Origin of the sequence: Actinoplanes octamycinicus, assembly GCF_014205225.1 — a bacterium.
GTDB classification, from domain to species: domain Bacteria; phylum Actinomycetota; class Actinomycetes; order Mycobacteriales; family Micromonosporaceae; genus Actinoplanes; species Actinoplanes octamycinicus.
In genome coordinates this window covers 2,383,455-2,401,624 of record NZ_JACHNB010000001.1, presented here as the reverse complement: position 1 = coordinate 2,401,624, position 18,170 = coordinate 2,383,455, and the positions used below count along the sequence as shown (strand labels likewise).

The 18,170-nt window shown below is 70.5% G+C and carries 16 protein-coding genes and 1 riboswitch; of the genes, 5 read left to right on the top strand and 11 right to left on the bottom strand.

The features are described from left to right. Positions 1-56 precede the first annotated feature (56 nt). On the bottom strand, positions 57-1,184 hold the full coding sequence (locus BJY16_RS10815; protein ID WP_185039255.1) for a hypothetical protein: 1,128 nt from the start codon (positions 1,182-1,184) through the stop codon (positions 57-59). A gap of 2 nt (positions 1,185-1,186) precedes the next feature. After that, positions 1,187-1,711 carry an RNA polymerase sigma factor gene (locus BJY16_RS10810; RefSeq protein ID WP_185039253.1) on the bottom strand — a complete coding sequence of 175 codons (525 nt, stop codon included), beginning with the start codon at positions 1,709-1,711 and terminating at the stop codon, positions 1,187-1,189. 189 nt (positions 1,712-1,900) lie between these two features. Here BJY16_RS10810 and BJY16_RS10805 point away from each other — a divergent pair, with 189 nt between their 5' ends. Both BJY16_RS10805 and BJY16_RS10800 read left to right on the top strand, forming a co-directional pair. After that, on the top strand, positions 1,901-2,410 hold the full coding sequence (locus BJY16_RS10805) for a SigE family RNA polymerase sigma factor (RefSeq protein WP_185039251.1): 510 nt from the start codon (positions 1,901-1,903) through the stop codon (positions 2,408-2,410). Positions 2,411-2,430: 20 nt separating this feature from the next. Next, the gene (locus BJY16_RS10800; protein WP_185039249.1) at positions 2,431-3,657 is read left to right on the top strand and encodes a hypothetical protein; all 1,227 of its coding nucleotides are present in this window, start codon (positions 2,431-2,433) and stop codon (positions 3,655-3,657) included. Between the two features lie 460 nt (positions 3,658-4,117). Here BJY16_RS10800 and BJY16_RS10795 read toward each other — a convergent pair whose 3' ends face one another. Both BJY16_RS10795 and BJY16_RS10790 read right to left on the bottom strand, forming a co-directional pair. After that, on the bottom strand, positions 4,118-6,271 hold the full coding sequence (locus BJY16_RS10795) for an ATP-binding cassette domain-containing protein (protein ID WP_185039247.1): 2,154 nt from the start codon (positions 6,269-6,271) through the stop codon (positions 4,118-4,120). A 411-nt stretch (positions 6,272-6,682) separates the two neighbouring features. Further along, a complete protein-coding gene (locus tag BJY16_RS10790; RefSeq protein ID WP_185039245.1) occupies positions 6,683-7,402 on the bottom strand; it encodes a GntR family transcriptional regulator in 720 nt (239 codons plus the stop codon). A 70-nt stretch (positions 7,403-7,472) separates the two neighbouring features. Here BJY16_RS10790 and deoC point away from each other — a divergent pair, with 70 nt between their 5' ends. The 3 genes from deoC to BJY16_RS10775 all read left to right on the top strand — a co-directional run bounded on the left by deoC (position 7,473) and on the right by BJY16_RS10775 (position 10,377). Continuing rightward, complete coding sequence (deoC, locus tag BJY16_RS10785; protein ID WP_185039243.1) at positions 7,473-8,168, top strand: deoxyribose-phosphate aldolase; 696 nt, start codon at positions 7,473-7,475, stop codon at positions 8,166-8,168. A gap of 137 nt (positions 8,169-8,305) precedes the next feature. Next, on the top strand, positions 8,306-9,601 hold the full coding sequence (locus BJY16_RS10780) for a VWA domain-containing protein (protein ID WP_373873474.1): 1,296 nt from the start codon (positions 8,306-8,308) through the stop codon (positions 9,599-9,601). Next, on the top strand, positions 9,601-10,377 hold the full coding sequence (locus BJY16_RS10775) for a peptidase (protein WP_185039239.1): 777 nt from the start codon (positions 9,601-9,603) through the stop codon (positions 10,375-10,377). The genes BJY16_RS10780 and BJY16_RS10775 overlap by 1 nt, the downstream gene beginning before the upstream one ends. 174 nt (positions 10,378-10,551) lie before the next feature. On the opposite strand, the gene BJY16_RS10770 is transcribed toward BJY16_RS10775, so the two are convergent. From BJY16_RS10770 to BJY16_RS10740, 7 genes are all read right to left on the bottom strand, one after another. Then, entirely contained in the window at positions 10,552-11,547 is a 996-nt protein-coding gene (locus BJY16_RS10770) for a ribonucleotide-diphosphate reductase subunit beta (protein ID WP_185046387.1), read from the bottom strand. Further along, positions 11,547-13,850 carry a ribonucleoside-diphosphate reductase subunit alpha gene (locus BJY16_RS10765; RefSeq protein ID WP_185046386.1) on the bottom strand — a complete coding sequence of 768 codons (2,304 nt, stop codon included), beginning with the start codon at positions 13,848-13,850 and terminating at the stop codon, positions 11,547-11,549. Before BJY16_RS10765 ends, BJY16_RS10770 begins: the two co-directional genes overlap by 1 nt. 302 nt (positions 13,851-14,152) lie before the next feature. Then, positions 14,153-14,360: riboswitch (cobalamin riboswitch) on the bottom strand. Positions 14,361-14,419: 59 nt separating this feature from the next. After that, a complete protein-coding gene (locus BJY16_RS10760) occupies positions 14,420-15,022 on the bottom strand; it encodes a DUF6346 domain-containing protein (RefSeq protein WP_185039237.1) in 603 nt (200 codons plus the stop codon). A gap of 19 nt (positions 15,023-15,041) precedes the next feature. Further along, positions 15,042-16,067: a hypothetical protein gene (locus BJY16_RS10755; RefSeq protein WP_185039235.1), complete on the bottom strand. Its 1,026-nt coding sequence runs from the start codon at positions 16,065-16,067 to the stop codon at positions 15,042-15,044. Further along, positions 16,064-16,369, bottom strand: a complete 306-nt coding sequence (locus BJY16_RS10750) for a type VII secretion target (protein WP_185039233.1) — start codon at positions 16,367-16,369, stop codon at positions 16,064-16,066. The genes BJY16_RS10755 and BJY16_RS10750 overlap by 4 nt, the downstream gene beginning before the upstream one ends. Continuing rightward, on the bottom strand, positions 16,366-16,749 hold the full coding sequence (locus tag BJY16_RS10745) for a YbaB/EbfC family nucleoid-associated protein (protein ID WP_185039231.1): 384 nt from the start codon (positions 16,747-16,749) through the stop codon (positions 16,366-16,368). The genes BJY16_RS10750 and BJY16_RS10745 overlap by 4 nt, the downstream gene beginning before the upstream one ends. Positions 16,750-16,907: 158 nt before the next feature. Next, positions 16,908-18,092: a glycosyl hydrolase gene (locus BJY16_RS10740; protein ID WP_185039228.1), complete on the bottom strand. Its 1,185-nt coding sequence runs from the start codon at positions 18,090-18,092 to the stop codon at positions 16,908-16,910. Positions 18,093-18,170 lie beyond the last annotated feature (78 nt).

The window sequence follows — 18,170 nt, the reverse complement described above, 5'->3', positions numbered from 1 at the left end:
ATAGACATCAATGCTTTTGGTACGGGCAACGCCCGGGATCCGGTCATCTCGGTGGATCAGTCCACGGTGAGGGCGAGTGCCCGCACGTCGTGGGTCCCGGCGCCGGACGGGACCGGCACGGCGCGCAGGGTCCGGTCGTCCAGCCAAGCGATGATCACCTGCGGACCGGTCTTGGCCTGTGCCGCCCGCTCCGTGCCGGCGACGGCGCGATCGCTCATCACGGTGCCGTCGGCGACCCGGATCAGGGCGATCCGGATGCCGCGCTCCGCCGCGGACGACTCGTAGGCGGCAGCGAGAACCGTGCCGTCCGGGGACAGCCGCAGAGCGGTGACCCGGCGGCAGGTGCTGCCGGGCAGCGGAAGGCTGACGACCGCGGCCCGCGCGGCGGTGTCGAAGACGCGTGGCTTGCAGGAGTCGCGCTCGCGGGCCAGCACGAGCCGGTCGCCGGCCAGGTCAGCCGCCTGAACCGCACCGTCGAACAGGTTCCCGACGCCGAGCGCCGAGGGCGACAGCAGCACCCGCTCACGCCCGGAGCCGAGATCGTGCGCCACCAGGCCCGCCGGGCGCCACAGGAAGGCGGTCGTACCGGTCGCGGTGAGCAGGCTGACCGCCTCGCCGGTGCGCCGGACGTCCCGTTTCAGCCCGACCTTGCCGTCGGCGCCGACCACCACCAGGTTGATCTCCAACCCGGCCACGTCGACGCCGTCCTCACGGTCGGTGCCGGGCATCGTGTCGTGTGCGCCGAGCGCGACCAGTCCCCCGCCCGGGAGGCCGACGACGCGGTCCCAGCCATCGGCGCCGACCACGTCGTGGGTGATCAGCCGCCCATCCGGGGCGAGCTCGCCGACTCGCTCGCGGCCGCCCAGCGTCACCGCTGATCCACCCGCCCGGTAGCTGCCGGCGGCGCCGTCCAGCAGCAGGCGCTGGGCCGGCTGGGACCGGGGAGCGACGACCTGGCCGGTCGCGGCCGTCGAGGTGGCCGGGGGCGCGGGCGCCCGCCAGACGGTGACGCCGGCACCGACCGCGGCCAGCACGGCGACGACACCGGCGAACGCGCCGGCCGTCTGCCGTTTGCGCTGGCGCCGGGCCCGCTCCCGCACGTCGTCGAGGTCACCGGCGTAACCCTTGGCTGTCTGCGCGCTGGCCCGGACCGCGTCGGCCACGTCGCGAGGAATCTCGTCCATGCTCACTCCTTGCCGTCCACGGCCGACCGCAGTGCGCTGAGGCCCCGGGAGAGCCGGCTCTTCACCGTGCCCTCGCTGATGCTCAGTGCCGCGGCCGTCTCGGCAGTCGTCAGATCCAGCAGGATGCGGCAGGTGATCACCGCACGCTGCGGAGTCGGCAGCTGGGCCAGGGCCTCGCGGACGAAGACCGCGCTCTCGTTCAGCTCCGGGCCCGGATGGGCCACGTCGTCGGCCGGCGGGCGCTCCCGGCGCACCTTGCGCCACCAGGAGGTGGCGTAGTTCAACCCGACCCGGAAGACCCAACCGGCCGGATTCTCCAGGCGACTCACGACTGACCAGCGCGTATATGCTCGCGCCATGGCCTCGGCGGTGGCCTCGCCGGCCAACTCGTCGCGGCGCAGGGTCACCGCCAGCGCGCGGTAGACCCGGTCGACGTTGGCACGGTAGAACGCCTCGAATCCGTCCCCCTCGTGCGACATGTCGCCGGGGAGCGGACGGTCGTCGACCGCAGCCACTGAAACCGCCATGCCCCGTACACGCGACAGGCCGCGCCGGGGTTCCCACCGGTTCCTGCTTTTTTCGCCGGCCACCCGATCAGGATGGCCGACGCGCCGACGCACCGGGACCGCGGTGGGCGAAGAGGGTGGAGAACGATGACAACCGGATGTCCGGCCGCGCCCGTCTGAGGGGTGATGACCCGACGGAGGGGTGACGCCATGCGGGATGGTGCCGAAGAGGAGTACACCGAGTACGTCGCTGCCCGGATCCCGGCGCTGCGACGGCTGGCGTTCCTGCTCGCCGGTGACGAGCACCGCGCCGACGACCTGGTCCAGCAGACCATCACCACGCTCTATCTGAAGTGGCGGCGGGCCAGCGCCGCCGCCAACCTCGACGCCTACGTGCGCACCATGCTGGTCCGCACCTATGTGGACGAGAGACGACTGGCGTGGGCCCGGGTCCGGCTGTTCCGGCAGGCACCGGAGCCACCACCGGTCGAGTCCGGCGGTGGTGGCGTCGAGGATCGCCAGGTGGTCCGGGCCGCGCTGGGCCGGTTGCCCCGCCGGCAGCAGGCCGTGCTGGTGCTCCGCTTCTTCTACGACCTGCCGGTCGACGACGTCGCGACGACGCTCGGCTGCTCCACCGGCACGGTCAAGAGCCACACCTCCCGCGGGCTGGCCACGCTGCGACGACTGCTCGGCGAGCCGGAGCTCGCCGCCGCGAATTGACCGCGAACTGAGGAGCCGACATGACATCCGATTTCGATCTTCTGCGCCCCCTCGACACCGAGCCCCGCACCGCGTCCACCGTGGACATCGAGCGGGCGATCGCTGACGGCCGCCGGCAGAGGACGCGCCGCGGCGCCGGCTATGCGGGCGCCGCGTTGACCTTCGTCGCGGTCACCGGCGTCACGATCGCCGCCGGAGCGCTCCGCCACGACGCGTCCCACCCGCCGGCTCCCGGGACCGGCGTCGCCGCCTCCCGGGGCGCGACGACATCCGCTCCGGCCGCCCCCGCCGTGCCGGTGCCGGCGAGTTGCACCGTGCAGCGATTGACCGCGCCGAAAAAGGCGCCGATGGCCCTGATCGGCGGCGCCGACTCCTCGGGCAGCTACTTCGTCGGCCGGTCCTACCCCAAGTCGGGCGGCTATCAGGCCGTCATCTGGCACGACGGCGCCGGGACCGAGGTGCCGCTGCCCGGCGACGAGGAGGAGTCGCTCATCGACGTCAACGCGAGCGGCACCGCGGTCGGCTGGTCCTACGTCCAGCAGAAGCAGGTTCCGTTCGTCTACCACGACGGCCAGGTGTCGCGGCTGGCCGGCGTCGCCGAGGGCTCGGCCGACGCGATCAACGACCGCGGCACGATCGTCGGGGACGACGGCAGCGGTCACCCGCTGCTCTGGTCCTCGGCGACCGCACAGCCGCAACGGCTGCCGGTGCCGGCCGGCGCGACCTCGGCCGGAGCGAGCGACATCGACGAGGACGGCACCGTCATCGGCACGATCGACTACAAGACCCCCTACGTCTGGCTGCCGGACGGCTCGCACCACGCTCTCAAGGTGCCGGATCTCCAGGGCAAGCCGGCCGAGGGCCGGGCCTTCCACATCAGCGGCGGCTGGGTGATCGGGGTGGTGAACGAGGCCGGCACCGGCAAGGACGCCGGGAAGGTGCGGGCGCGGGCCAAAATGGTGACCGCCCGCTGGAACCTCCGCACCGGCGAGGCCCAGCTGTTCGAGGGCTTCGGCGGCACACCGGACGCGGTGAACGCGCAGGGCTGGTTCACCGGGGTGGACCAGCAGGCCGGTGCCGTGCTGCTCGCCGGCGCCAGCACCGTCAAACTGCCCGGCCTGGCCCCGCGCGGCGTGGACGGCTTGGCCGACATCGCCAACACCGTGAGCACCGACGGCAGAACCATCGGCGGCCAGTCGAACGACAAGGACGGGGTGATCCAGCCGGTCGTCTGGCACTGCAAGTAGGCCCCGCCCGGGTGATCAGCCAGCGCGCGGCTCGGCGCGGTCGATCACCCGGCACCGCGGAGATTGGCTCGGCATCGTGACTGGCGCGGGCCGCATTGGGTGGCGCGGGCGCTGCTTGGGGTCGAGGCGTTGCATCGACATCCTGTTGGCCGGACCGATGTCCCGCTGACGGACCAGCATCCCGCTGGCAGACCAGCATCCCGTTGACCGGACCGACATCCCGCTGACAGACCAACATCCCGCTGACGGACCAGCATCCCGTTGACCGGACCGACATCCCGCTGACAGACCAACATCCCGCTGACGGACCAGCATCCCGTTGACCGGACCGACATCCCGCTGACAGACCAACATTCCGTTGGCCGGGCCGACGGGCGCATAGCGGTGTTCGGCTCGGCCAGCGGACATGTCGGTCGAATCGGCGGGCGCGGAGCGGGGCCGCCGTTGGTTGCTGCGGGGGTCAGGCCAGGTTCAGTTGGGGCCAGGAGCTCAGGTCCTTGAGCAGCTGGCGGTCGTGGGTGGCGACGACGACTGCCGCGGGGGTGTGCAGGAGGGCTTCGGTCAGTTCGTCGACCAGGGTGATCGACAAGTGATTGGTGGGTTCGTCGAGCAGCAGCACGTGGGGCTCGGCGGCGAGCAGCGACGCCAGGTCCAGCCGCCGCCGCTGGCCCATCGACAGCCGGTGGGCCGGGCGGTCGAGATCACTTGCGGTCAGCAGTCCGAGTTCGATCGGTGCCAGGGAGGTCGGATCGCCGGAGCGGTTCGCCGACGCCCGGTGGGAATTGCCTGCGGATCGATGCCCGGTGGCGTTCACCTCGGACGAAGTGATCGGCCCAGAGGCCTCGGACGACGAGACTGACTGAGACTTCTCGGACGACATGACCAGCCGGGAGTCCTCGGCCGATGTGACCACCCGGGAGTCCTCGGACGACGCGGCCAACCGGGAGCCCTCGGCCGACGCGGCCAACCAGGAGCCCTCGGCCGACGTGACCAGCCGGGAGTCCTCGGCCGACGCGGCCAGCCAGGAGCCCTCGGCCGACGTGACCAGCCGGGAGTCCGTGGCCGACGCGGCCAACCAGGAGCCCTCGGCCGACGTGACCAGCCGGGAGTCCGTGGCCGACGTGGCCAGCCGGGAGTCCTCGGACAGCATGGCTGATCGGGACTTTTCGGACGGCGTGTCTGACGGAGATTCCTGGGTGAGGAGGGCGATTCGGATATCGGTGGGGTGGGTTGCGGCGCCGGCGGTTGGGGTCAGTAGGCCTGCCAGGAGGGATAGCAGGGTTGACTTGCCGGTGCCGTTCGGGCCCGTTATCAGCAGGCGGGAGCCGGAATTGAGGGTCAGGGTCACCGGGGTTCGGAGGCGGCCGGTCAGCTGGAGACGGTCGGCGGTCAGCAAAGCGCGGCCGGGGATCGCCGGCAGCGAAGGCATCCGGAAGCGGCCCGGGGGCTGCGGGGCGGTGACCGCGTGGCGGAGCAGTTCGTCCTGGCGGCGGTGCACCGAGCGGACCAGGCCCGGTGCGCGGGTGGCCCGCTTGTGCCGGCCGGTCCCCTTGTCCGGGCGCCAGCCGGTGACCAGGCGGTCCTGCGCGCCGGTCAGCTCCTCGGCGAGACGTTTCGCCGTCGCGGTCTGCTGCTCGTAGGTTTGCTCCCAGCGGGCCAATGCGGCGGCCCGGCCGGCCTGGTAGCCGGGATAGCCGCCACCGTAGACAGCCGGGCGCCCGTCCACTGTGGGGTCCAGGTCCAGGATCGTGGTGGTCACGTCACGCAGCAGCGCTCGGTCGTGGCTGACCAGGACCACCCCGCCGGGATGTGACCGCAGCCGGGCGGTGAGGAAGTCGAGGCCGTCGGCATCCAGGTGGTTGGTCGGCTCGTCGAGCAGCAGGAAGTCGTGGGTGGCGCCGAGCAGGCAGGCCAGCCGGACCCGGTAGCGCTGACCGACCGAGAGCGTGGCCAACAGCCGGTCCCGGTCGGTGACCGCGCCGAGCTGCTCCAGCGCGAGGTCGATCCGGCGATCGGCATCCCAGGCGTCGAGCAGCTCGACCGCGTCAAGCGCCCGGGCGTAATCGTCACCCGCACCGGAGAGACCGCCGGCGAACGGCCCGGCATAACCATCGGTTGCACTGGACCGATCACCGGCCAGCGACCCGGCATAACCACCGTCCGCGCCGGATCGATCGCGGGTGAACGACCCGGCATCACCGTCGCCCGCGCCGGACCGATCGCGGGTGAACGACCCGACGTGATCGTGGCCCGGGTCGGAATAGGCGCCGGCGAGCGCCTGAGCTGCCTCGTCGAGGGCGAACAGCGCAGCACGGGCGTCAGCGAGCGCGGCCTCGATCAGGGTGCCGACCGTTTCGCCCGGGGCGAAGGAGAGTTCCTGGTCGGCGACACCGAGGGTGCCGGTGAGCCGGACCTCGCCGGCGTCCGGGGGCAGGGTGCCGCTGAGCACCCGTAGCAGGGTGGTCTTGCCGCGGCCGTTCTCGCCGACGATCCCCCAGCGGGAGCCGGGCGAGACGGTGAGAGCCAGATTGGACAGACCGGCGCGGTCGGCGCGGATTCCGGTGGCGACGAGTTGGGCGCGGGCGCGCGCGGGCAGAGTGATGGTGACAGGCATGCCGATTCTTCCCCTGAGCTGAGGGCTGCGGATGGACAGCGGCGAGCCACCCGCGGCGCGATGCGCTCAGCGGGCCGGCTCGGGGAAGCTCAGAGGTAGAACTGGTTCGGCACGGCGACGACGCTACCCGGAACGAGGCCGGGCGGCCGACCGATTTACTGGTGCGGCACCGAGACGACGCCACCCGGACCGGGTCGAGCCAGGCCGCGCCGAGCCAGGCCAGGCCGCGCCGCGTCGGGCCGGGCCGGGTCAGGCCGCGCCGCGTCGGGCCGGGTCAGGCCGCGTCGGGCCGGGCCGGGTCAGGCCGCGCCGCGTCGGGCCGGGCCGGGTCAGGCCGCGCCGGGCCGGGTCAGGCCGCGCGGCGTCGGGCCGGGTCGGGCCGGGTCAGGCCACGTCGGGCGGCCGACCGGTTTACTGGTGGGGCTCGACGCCGAAGGCGACGTCCAGGCGGTACTTGGTGCCGTCGTAACGGGACTCGCTCAGCTCCAGCGGACGGCCCTCCTGGTCCAGGATCAGCCGCTCCTCGACCAGCAGCGCGCTGCCGACCGGCACGCCCAGCTCCTTGGCGTCCTCCTCGTTCGCCGGCTGCGCGGTGATCGTCGAGGTGCCGCGGGTCGGCACCCGGCCGAGCGCGACCAGCGCCTCGTGCACCGACCCGGAGAGGTCGAAGTCGAGCAGCGCGCTGAGCACCCCCGGATAGCAGGCGTGCTCGAAGGCGAACGGGTCGCCGTCGGCCTGCCGGACCCGGTAGATCGCCACCACGTCGCCGGCCCGCTGCCGCAGCCGGGTGGCCTCGATCACGGTGGCCGGCCGCAGCTCGGCGCTGACCACCCGGGACGACGGGACCTTGCCCTGCTTGCGGATCTCCTCGCTGAGCCGGATCAGGTTGTCCGCGCGGCGCGGCCCGGTGGGCACCGCCACGAACGTGCCGCGGCCGGGCGCTCGGTACGCCAACCCGTCGTTCACCAGCTGGGTGACCGCGGCCCGGGCGGTCATCCGGCTCACCCCGAACTCGCGGGCCAGCTCCGGCTCGGAGGGCAGCGGATCGTGTGGCCGCGCCTTGGCGATCCGCGCTCGGAGTTCCTGCTCGATGCGGAAGTAGCGCGGCGCGAAGTCTGGTCCGGCGGACATGACGCACACCCTACCGACCCCACCAACCTGTCTAGACAGGTGGCTGTCTAGACAGGTACGGTTCGGTGCCATGGACTTCACCGTCTCGCAGATCGCCCGCATGATCGACCACTCGATCCTCCAGCCGCAGTTCACCGTCGAGGACGTGCGGTCGGGCTGTGCTGTCGCGGCGAAATACCAGGTCGCCTCGGTGTGCGTGCGCCCGTCCGACGTGCCGTACGCGGTCGAGCTGCTGCGCGGCACCGAGGTCCGGGTGGGCACCGTGATCGGCTTCCCGCACGGGGACACCAGCACCGAGGTGAAGGTGGCCGAGACCGAGCAGGCGGTGGCCCGCGGCGCCAGCGAGATCGACATGGTGATCAACATCGGCTGGCTGCGCTCGGGCGACATCGCGGCGGTGGAGACCGAGATCAAGGAGATCGTGCGGGCGGCCGGCGAGGCGCACGTCAAGGTGATCCTGGAGACGGCGTACCTGACCGACGAGGAGAAGCTGGCGGCGTGCTGGGCGGCCGAGCGGGCCGGGGCGGCGTTCGTGAAGACCTCGACCGGCTTCGCTCCGACCGGCGCGACGATCGACGACCTGGCCCTGATGCGCTCGGCGGTGTCGCCAAAGGTGCAGGTCAAGGCGTCCGGCGGGATCCGCAGCCTGGACACCCTGCTGGCGATGGCCGCGGTCGGCGTGACCCGGTTCGGCTCGTCGGCCACCGCCGAGATCCTGGACGACCTGGCCCGGCGACAGGTGACCACGTACGCCCGTCGCGCCTGAGCCACGGCGGCACAGGGCGCCGATGACCACGCGCCACAAGCGCTGAAGTCCCCGGGCCGGGCCCCACAAGGGTCCGGTCCGGCGGTCCCCCCACCGACGATCATGGATGACCCGTACGTTTATGATCTTGGCGCGTGATCCACAAAAGTCTGTCCATAGTGGTGGCGACTGGATTGATCGGTGCCGCCACCCTGTTCGGCGCCGCCCCGGCGTACGCCGACGAGACCGAAACCTCCGAACCACCCCGCGTTGAGCTGGTCCTCGACGTCAGCGGCTCGATGCGCGCCGCCGACATCGACGGCGAGACCCGGATCGCGGTGGCCAAGCGCGCCTTCAACAAGGTGGTCGACGCGCTGCCGGAGAACACGCAGCTCGGCATCCGGGTGCTCGGCGCCACCTATCCCGGCAAGAACAAGAAGATCGCCTGCAAGGACACCCAGCAGATCGTCCCGGTCGGGCCGGTCAACGCGGTCCAGGCCAAGAACGCGATCGCCACCCTGAAGCCGACCGGGTACACCCCGATCGGCCTGGCGCTGAAGAAGGCCGCCGAGGACCTCGGCGACACCGGCTCGGTACGGCGGATCGTCCTGATCACCGACGGCGAGGACACCTGCACCCCGCCGGACCCGTGCGAGGTGGCCCGCGAGCTGGCCGCACAGGGCACCCACCTGGTCGTCGACACGCTCGGCCTGACCCCTGACGAGAAGACCCGCAAGCAGCTGGTCTGCATCTCCACCGCGACCGGCGGCACCTACGCCGCGGCGAAGAGCGAGGAGGAGCTGACCGACCGGGTGCAGCAACTGGTCGACCGGGCCGCGGTGCCGCCGCCGGTGCAGCCGGCCGTGGTCACCGGCACCGCCGACTGCACCAACGCGCCGCTGCTCGCCCCGGGCGTCTACACCGACCGGGAGAAGATCAGCGAGCACCGCTTCTACCGGGTGGCCGTGCAGCCCGGCCAGGAGCTGCGGGCCTCGGTGAGCATCTCGCTCGACCGGGCGCTGAACCCGGACTACGGGGTGCTCCTGAAAGCCGCGAGCAGGGACGGCCGGGAGCTGGTCCGCGGCGTGGACGCGGGCAGCGGGCGCGCGGACGTGCTGTCCGCAGGTCTGCGCTGGTCGGCCGACGAGCAGAAGGCGGACGCCAAGGCGTCGGCCGACGCGGCGGACGCGGACGACGCGGACGAGCCGGCCGACTCCGCCACCGAGCTGTGCCTGATCGTCAGCAACTCCTTCGCGGCGGCCGTGACCGCGGCCGGGCCGGGCATGCCGGTCGAGCTGAGCATCGACCTGGTCGACGCGTCGCACGCGCCGGACGCCCCCGGCCTCGGCCGCGGCTTCCTGTTCCTGCTGGTCCTGGCGATCGCCGGGCTGGTCGCCGGCGTGCTGGCCGGCTGGATCACCCGGTACTGGGTGGCCACCTGGAGGGAGAACTGATGAGGATCAAGCACCTCGCGCTGGCCGGTGCCGCGATCTTCGGCATCGCGGCCGTGCCGGCGCCGGCGTTCGCCGACGACCCGCAGCCGATCGCCCCGGTGAAGACCGCCGGGACCTCGTTCCTGACCGCCGTGGCGATCACCGCGAACCAGCCGGTCGAGGTCGGCGCGGTCACCGGCGACTACCTGTACTGGCAGTTCACCGCGGAGGCCGGCCAGCGCCCGGACCTGGCCGCGTCGGTCACCCTGCCCGCCGACGGCCGCACCGGCGACGAGTCGTGGATCATCGAGGTCTTCGACGGGTTGCGCCGCCGGCAGGCCTGCGTGGCCGGCGAGCAGAGCCCGGTGGCGGCCCGGGACGCGGCGCAGGTGACGCTCGGCTGCCGGATCCGGCAGGTCCGGTCGTGGGCCGAGCCGCAGGACGGCGATCCGCTGCCGGGCACCTACTACGTGCGGCTGTCCAGCACCAAGGTGCCGGAGGCGGACCTCGGCCTGCCGCTCAAGGTGCGCCTGACGCTGACCGCCGAGAAGGGTGACCTCGACGCCGACCAGGGCGAACTGGCCAAGCCGCTGGTTCCGAACAACCAGCCCGGCACGGTGCTGACCGGTCCGGCGCCGTCGGCGTCGCCGTCCGCGGAGGTCGAGGAGAGCAGCTTCAGCATGGACTGGCTGCCGGACTTCTCCGGCCGCTGGTTCTGGACCGCCGGCGGCGGCATCCTCGCCGCCCTGACCGGCCTGTTCGGTTTCTCCCTGACCCGGCGCCGCCGCCGCGCCTGAGAAGAAGCCCGGGACCGGAGACCGGTCCCGGGTTTTCCTTTTCCGCAACCACCCGCGGACAATGAAGAGGGCGGAGATCGTTGTGGACGCGCAGCGGCCAGATCTCCGCCCTCGGCCCGCGCGGGAGCATGCGATCCGCACCCCGCTGGGCCTGCGTATATGAAGGTCCTGAATTTAAAAATCGTCGTCGAAGGTGACGCTGCCGGAAACTCCCACCTGGTAGGCGGAGACGCGGCGCTCGAAGAAGTTCGACAATTCCTGGACGTCCTGCAGCTCCATGAACGCGAACGGATTCTTGCTGCCGTAGACCGGCGCGATGCCCAGCGCCTGGAGGCGCCGGTCGGCGACGTGCTGCAGGTACTCCCGCATGTCGCCCAGCGACATCCCGCTCACCCCCTGTTCCAGCAGGTCGGCGGCGAACTGCACCTCGCACTCCACGGCCTCGGCGAGCATCTCCCGGACCTGCTGCTCCATGTCCGCGTCGAACAGGTCCGGCTCCTCGCGGCGCACCTGGTCGACCACGTCGAAAGCGAACGCCATGTGCATGCTCTCGTCACGGAACACCCAGTTGGTGCCGGACGCCAGACCCTGCAGCAAACCGCGGGACCGCAGGAAATAGACGTAGGCGAAGGCGCCGTAGAAGAACAGCCCCTCGATGCACGCCGCGAAGCAGATCACGTTGAGCAGGAACGCCCGCCGGTCCGCCTTGGAGGACAGGGCTCGCAGCTCGAAGATCGAGTCGATCCATTTGAAACAGAACTCCGCCTTGCGCGCGATCGACGGAATGTTGTCGACGGCGGCGAAAGCGGCCGCGCGCTCGTCCAGATCCGGCACATAGGTGTCCAGCAGATTCAAGTAGAACTGGACGTGCACCGCCTCCTCGAACAGCTGCCGGGACAGATAGAGCCGGCCCTCCGGGGAGTTGACGTGCTGATAGAGGTTGAGCACCAGGTTGTTCGCGACGATCGTGTCGCCGGTGGCGAAGAACGCCACCAGCCGGCTGACCAGGTGCTTCTCCGCGTCCGACAGGGTGGCCAGGTCGGCCAGGTCACCGTGCAGGTCGACCTCCTCGACCGTCCAGGTGTTCTTGATGGCGTCCTTGAACCGGTCGAAGAAGTGCGGATACTTCATCGGCCGCAGGGTCAGGTCCATTCCGGGATCGAGCAACATTACTGGCACGCCTCACACGATTCGGGGTTTTCCAGGGAGCAGACCTCGGCCGGGGTGAGCGCCGGGATCACCGAGACGGTGGCCTGCTGGATCCGCGTCGCCGGGCGGGAGCGGAGGTAATAGCTGGTCTTCAGCCCGGACTTCCAGGCGTAGAGGTACATCGACGACAGTTTGCCGATGGTCGGCGCGGCCAGGAACAGGTTCAGCGACTGTGACTGGTCGATGAACGGCGCCCGGGCGGCGGCCAGGTCGATCAGCGCACGCTGCGGCAGCTCCCAGGCCGTACGGAAAAGGTCCTTGATCTCGGCCGGCAGGCCGGCGATGTCCTGGACCGAACCCTCGGCCCGTTTGATCGCCTCCCGGATCTCGGGCGTCCACCGGCCGCGCGCCTTCAGCTCGGCCACCAGATAGGTGTTGACCTGGAGGAACTCGCCGGACATGGTTTCCCGCTTGAACAGGTTGGAGACCTGCGGCTCGATGCACTCGTAGCAGCCGGCGATCGACGCGATCGTGGCGGTCGGCGCGATCGCGACCAGCAGCGAGTTGCGGAGACCGTGCGCCGCGATCCGCTCCTTCACCGCGGCCCAGCGGGTCGGCTGGCCGAGCGGCGCGCCCCACAGCTCGGGGTGCAGGCGACCGGCCGCGGCCCGGGTCTGCGGGTACGCCGGGTGCGGCCCGAACTCGGCGGCCAGCCCGGCCGACGTCTCCAGCGCGGTCAGCAGGATCTCCTCCTGCACCCGGGTGGACAGCTCCTTGGCCGCGGCCGAGTCGAACGGCAGCTTCAGCGTGAAGAACGCGTCCTGCAGCCCCATCAGCCCCAGCCCGACCGGGCGCCACCGCGGGTTCGACGCGGCGGCCTGCACCGACGGGTAGTAGTTGATGTCGATCACCCGGTCCAGGAAGACCACCGCGGTGCGCACGGTCGCCCGCAGCCGCTCCCAGTCCACCCCGTCGGCCGTGGTGTGCGCGCCCAGGTTGATCGAGCCGAGGTTGCAGACGGCCGTCTCGTCGTCGCTGTTCACCTCGAGGATCTCGGTGCACAGGTTGGACAGGTGGATGGTGTTGCCGGGCGCGCCGGTCTGGTTGGAGAGCGCGTTCGACCGGTCCTTGAAGGTCATCCAGCCGTTGCCGGTCTGCGCCAGCGTCCGCATCATCCGCCCGTAGAGGTCCCGGGCCTTGACCGTTTTAACCGCTTTCACCGAGGCTTTCCGGTACGCCTCCGTGAACTCCTCGCCGAACAGGTCGGGCAGCTCCGGCGCGTCCGAAGGGTCGATGAGATGCCAGTCCTCGTCGGCCTCCACCCGGCGCATGAACTCGTCCGGGATCCAGTTGGCCAGATTCAGATTATGGGTACGCCGGGAGTCCTCGCCGGTGTTGTCGCGCAGCTCCAGGAACTCCTCGATGTCCGGGTGCCACGGCTCCAGGTAGACGCAGGCCGCACCCTTGCGCCGGCCGCCCTGGTTGACCGCGGCGACCCCGGCGTCCAGCGTCTTCAGGAACGGGACGATGCCGTTCGACCGGCCGTTGGTGCCGCGGATCAGCGCGCCCCGGCCGCGGACCCGGGACCAGGCGATGCCGATGCCCCCGGAGAACTTCGACAGCTTGGCGACCTGGTGGTACCGCTCGTAGATCGAGTCCAGCTCGTCCTTGGGCGAGTCGACCAGGAAGCACGAGGACATCTGCGTGTGCCGGGTGCCGGAGTTGAACAGGGTCGGTGAGCTGGGCAGATAGGCCAGGCTGGAGATCAGCCGATAGAAGCCGATCGCCTCGTCCGGGGTGCGGGACAGGCCGCAGGCGACGCGGAGCAGCCAGTACTGCGGGGTCTCCAGCGGGGTGCGCTTCGTCGGGTGCTTGAGGAGGTAGCGGTCGGCCACCGTGCGGAGGCCGAAATACTCGAACCGGAGGTCGTTGGCCGGATCGATCGCGGCGTCCAGTTCGGACCGGAACCTGGTGACGAAGGCCAGCGTGTCGTCGCTGATCAGGCCCTGCTCGTGGCCGAGCGCGATCGACTCGCTGAAGCGGGTGACGCCGTGCTCGCGGACCTCCTGGGTGACCAGGTCGATCAGCAGCCGGGCGGCCAGCCTGGAGTACTGCGGCTCCTCGCCGATCAGCTCAGCGGCCGTCTGAATCGAGAGTTTGTCCAGCTCCTCGGTGGTGGCACCGTCGTAGAGCCCGCTGATCGTCCGGGTCGCCACGCGCAGCGGATCGACCTCGTCCAGCCCGGTGATCCAGCGCTCCACGGCCGCGACGATCCGGTTGACGTCGACCGGCGTCAGCTCGCCGTTGCGCTTGCGCACCCGCATGACCTGCCGGCGCTGCCCCGGGACGGTTGTCGTCTGCGGGCTCGCGTCCAGGCCCGTTCCCGGGCTGTTCTCCGGATTCTTTACCGGGCTACTCTCCGGGCTCTTTTCCGGACTGTTCTCCGGGCCCTTCTCCGGACTGTTCTCCGGGCTCTTTTCCGGGCTTCTCTCCGGCGTGAGCGTCATGGCCCTCTTCCCTCGCGAGTCGGCGCGCGGGAAGACACCACACTGCCCGCCGGGCGCGTGGGCGCACGGCGGCAACGAAGGCGTCGGCCGTCCCACGCGGCCTTCGACCGCCGCACACGGTCGCGTGCGGCGCGCTGGCAGGTCTTCGGACTCGTGGGCGCTCTCGAAAGAACCTACTGGCCGTCGCTTCCCAGACCTCACGGTCCAGTGCTCGATGACGGCGGTCGTTCCCACTCACCGCTGCGGGGCAGTCCCGGTCTCACACCGGATTCCCTCTTGCCTCGGACGCTCCCGGGGAGCGGCCGAACCAGCTGCGATCGAGACTATATATGGGCACGACACCGTCCACGCAACGCCAGATGGTGTGTCGCGCGCCCCTACTGCCGTCAACCACGCCGGCCGAACAGCCTCCGGCCCCATTCGCGCAGCAGCAGCACCAGCAGGAAGAACGGAATGAGGGCGACGCAGGCGATGACCATGGCGACGGCGGTGACCCAACCGCGAGAGGGGACTACGGGACGCGAGAAGCCGATGGTTCCCCTGCTGCTCTGGTTCTCACCGATCGTGAACGTGTCCCCGGGCTTCTCCCCCTTGAAGAAACCTGGCTGGTCGATCGTCAATCGGGTTCCGTTCCAGCCCCAGTTGACCGATACCGTGCACGCATCGTAATAACCGAACCCCTTAAAGGTGACTGGCCCACGGCGCGCACAACTCACAACGGTCGCATCCCCCGTCCGTCTCGCCTCGGCGAAGTCGTGCCCGCTGAAACGCTCGACGGTCATCGCTGTGGTGAGCAGGACGAACAAGACGAACAGAAGAACCACGAGGACGACAAGGTCACCGGCCCATGCACCGCGCCGCACCTCTACGACCGGACCGTTCCGGTCGCCGCCCTCCCTCGCCGCCCGCGACTTGGCGCGACGAGCCTCGGCCTCAGCCATCAGCTCGGCCAGACGACGTTTCCGATAAGCCGCCCGATCCTCTGTCATCGCACACCTCTGCACGCGATCATTGCGGAATCTCGATGTCCGGCGGTGTGGGTCCGCCTTTTCGCAGGGCGTCTCCAGCAGCACCACCGTTCTGGATGCTGTTGCCCCGGAGGCCTTCGCGCAGCGCATCCACCGCGATCCTCGCTTTCGTACCGTAGACGACATCATCCGTCTGAGCGAAGGTTCGATACGCCGCCTTGAACGCAGCCCGCGCACCTTCGCTGTCCGCGATGTAGCCGTCGGCCTCAGCCACCTTCGCCGAGTTCAGGAACACCGAACTGAAGATGGCCTCATCGACGAATTTGTTGAACCGGTCGCATGCCGCCAGCACCCGGGAAAACCGGCCGCCCAGTTCGGCGACGGCATCGGTGAGCCGCTGCAGGACCTTGGTAATCCTGCCGGTGTATTCGGCGACCAACAGCGCCACCTCGGCTATCACCTTGGGAATCGTCACGACCATCAGCGCCTGCAGGGCCTTCGAGATCGACGCGCCCACGACTTCAGCAATGAGATCGCGGACTGTATTACGCACCACGCCGACGATCGCGCCGGCGATCAGCGTCGCCTCCGCCATGGCGCTGGCTACCTCACCCATGGCGAGAACCGCATCGGCCATACCAGCCGCCTTCGCCCGGTAGGCGGTCACGGCCTCCGCCTGCCAGGGCGCGGTGTTCGAGGTCACCTGACGCGCGAAGAAGTCCACGGTCTGATAGACCCGCTCCTGCATGTTGCGCCAACTGGCGGCGTGCCCCTCGATCTCCTTCGGGTCGCCGGCCAGCCAGTCCAACGGCTGGCGCAGAACGTCGAGATGCTCCATGAGCCAGCCGACGCCCGCCGCGAAGACTGCCTGGAACGGGTCGATGACGGCACCGAGCGCGCTCAGTCCGACCACACCGAGATTGCCGAATCCGGTGAGGTAATCGCGCTGAGTGAAGCCATCCTTGGCACTCATCGCGGCCTCGAGGACGCCGGCTCCCTCGAACCACTTGGTGTCCGTCGCCGACGCGGCCAGCGGGGCCCGCGACATCGCGACCGCGTCACTCATCGTGTCCCTCGCAGGTGCGTAGCCGCGTCCCGGTCGGTCCCCTCGAACACGGCAGCCATGGCCCGCAGTTCGTCGGCGAGGGCCTGCATGCCGTCGACCGCCTTGCGCATCGCGTCGATCGCCTCGTCGCCGTGCGGATTCAGGTACCGCGTCGTGAACAGCGGCCCGATCAGGTATCCATAAGCGCTGGTCGACGTCCGGATCTGCGCGCCCGCCGCCCGCACCTCGTCGAGCATCCGGCCGACCTCGTCGACGTCGCGGGCGTGCCGGCGCACGTCGTCCGGCGGGATGTCGAGGCTCACCGGCGCCGCTCCTCGTCCTCGGCGGCACTCGGGTACCGCTGCGCGTACGCGTCGTTGATCAGCGCTGCCGTCCCGGAGTCCGAACCGTAGACCGCCCGCACCATCTCACCGACCCGCTCGGCGAGCCGCCCCTGCGCCCGCCGGGACGTCTCGAGCACCAGGCGAGCCAGCTCCTGCCGGGACACGCGATCGGCCTCGGGGTGGAACTCCAGACCCGCCAGCCCACCGGCCGAGTTGATCCGCACGGTCATCTCGCCGCCGGGGGCGTGCTCGGTCACCTCGGTCGCCTCGAGCTCGGCGCTGAACCGGAGTGTCTGCTGGGTACGCTCCTCGACCTGCGCCTGAAAGGCACGCAGATCGTCCTCCGGGTCGAACCGCACGGTCCTCACCTCCCGCCGCGTGGGACTGGACTCCCTGACTCAGCCCACGCCGGACGGCCGCGATCGGTTCAACCCGGGCGCCGTGCTCCGCACGTTGGCACGCGGGCACGGCACGGCGGGGCGCCTCCGGAGAAGCGCCCCGCCGGTTCCGACGAGGATCAGCAGGGGCCGAGGTCCTGCCACTGCTCGGTCCAGCCAGGCTCCGAGCCCTGCGTCCAGTACCGCGCCTTCCACAGGTGCTTGCCCTGGCCGGAGGCCGGGCCGTTCGGGTCGCCGTACTTGCTCTTCTCGTGCTTGACCAGGTTGCCGCCCAGGTAGACGCTGCTGAACTGCCACTCCGGCGCGTTCGAGCAGCCGGTGGCCGGCGGCTGCGAGGTGGGCGGGGACGAGGGCGGCGTCGAGGACGGGGTCACCGGCGGCGTGCTGGGGTTGGAGCAGGTGCCGCTGGAGGCGACGGTGTCCAGGAACGCCGTCCCGCCGGAGCGGTAACCGGCCGCCTGCGCGGTGGCCTGGGCCGGCGACAGCACCTGGTTCTTGGCGAACAGCACCCAGTCGACCTGCTGGTTGTACGTGCTCTTCCCGCCGGTGTGGGTGGCCAGGTCGATGAACCACAGGTTCCAGTTGATCGTCATGGTCTGCCGCGGGAAGTACTTCCCGCCGTGGTCGCCGACCTGTACCCCGTCGATCCAGTAGACGACGTGCCCGTTCGCCACCTGGGCGACCAGGTCGTGCCAGCCGTCCAGACTGGACCGCTGCGAGGAGTGCAGGTTGTCCGCGTACCAGGGCTCGTTCCGGTACGTGTACCAGGTCGTCTGGTAGTTGATCGGCCCGGTCTCGCCCCAGCCGCCGTTCGGCAGGTACTCGGAGATGTCCAGCTCGCTGTAGGTCGGGTCGAGATCCCCGTTCAGCGGGCTGATGGTGAAGAACGTCTCGTTGATGTGGTCGCCGTCGTTGCCGGACACGGGTGTGTCGCTGAACCGGACCCGGCTGGCGTAGGTGCCCTCCAGGTACCGCTTCTGGGTGGAGTAGAGCTCGGCGTGCCCGGTCCCGGCCGCGGTGCCGTCGGTGTACGCGGTGAGCTGGGCGACCTTGTCGCCGTTCGAGGTGGGGAAGGTGATGTTGGCCGGCGACCAGTTCGCCCCGGCCACACCGGGCCCGCCCTGGTAGCTGCGCGGCGTCCAGCCGTTCGCGGTCAGCGCCGCGTCTGAGGACGAGCTGTAGTGGAAGTCGTCGAACAGGTAACCGCAGTCGGCCGCCGAGGCGGGGGCGCCGGAGCTCAGGGCGACGATGCCCGAGGCGGCCAGCACGGCCGCGGCTATCCCGGCGAATCTCTTAGCAAGCACGGGGGACTCCAATCGAAGACCGCGCCGGTGGTCATTCCGGTGCGGAGGTACCGGTGGAAAGCGGTAGCCCTGGCTGAC

Excerpts from the sequence above, each read along its gene's own strand:
- BJY16_RS10800 (WP_185039249.1), top strand. The coding sequence starts at position 2,431 with ATGACATCCGATTTCGATCTTCTGCGCCCCCTCGACACCGAGCCCCGC.
- BJY16_RS10805 (WP_185039251.1), top strand. The coding sequence starts at position 1,901 with ATGCGGGATGGTGCCGAAGAGGAGTACACCGAGTACGTCGCTGCCCGG.
- BJY16_RS10815 (WP_185039255.1), bottom strand. The coding sequence starts at position 1,184 with ATGGACGAGATTCCTCGCGACGTGGCCGACGCGGTCCGGGCCAGCGCG.
- BJY16_RS10795 (WP_185039247.1), bottom strand. The coding sequence starts at position 6,271 with ATGCCTGTCACCATCACTCTGCCCGCGCGCGCCCGCGCCCAACTCGTC.
- BJY16_RS10770 (WP_185046387.1), bottom strand. The coding sequence starts at position 11,547 with ATGTTGCTCGATCCCGGAATGGACCTGACCCTGCGGCCGATGAAGTAT.
- BJY16_RS10810 (WP_185039253.1), bottom strand. The coding sequence starts at position 1,711 with ATGGCGGTTTCAGTGGCTGCGGTCGACGACCGTCCGCTCCCCGGCGAC.
- BJY16_RS10775 (WP_185039239.1), top strand. The coding sequence starts at position 9,601 with ATGAGGATCAAGCACCTCGCGCTGGCCGGTGCCGCGATCTTCGGCATC.
- BJY16_RS10755 (WP_185039235.1), bottom strand. The coding sequence starts at position 16,067 with ATGAGTGACGCGGTCGCGATGTCGCGGGCCCCGCTGGCCGCGTCGGCG.
- deoC (WP_185039243.1), top strand. The coding sequence starts at position 7,473 with ATGGACTTCACCGTCTCGCAGATCGCCCGCATGATCGACCACTCGATC.
- BJY16_RS10765 (WP_185046386.1), bottom strand. The coding sequence starts at position 13,850 with ATGCGGGTGCGCAAGCGCAACGGCGAGCTGACGCCGGTCGACGTCAAC.
- BJY16_RS10760 (WP_185039237.1), bottom strand. The coding sequence starts at position 15,022 with ATGACAGAGGATCGGGCGGCTTATCGGAAACGTCGTCTGGCCGAGCTG.
- BJY16_RS10790 (WP_185039245.1), bottom strand. The coding sequence starts at position 7,402 with ATGTCCGCCGGACCAGACTTCGCGCCGCGCTACTTCCGCATCGAGCAG.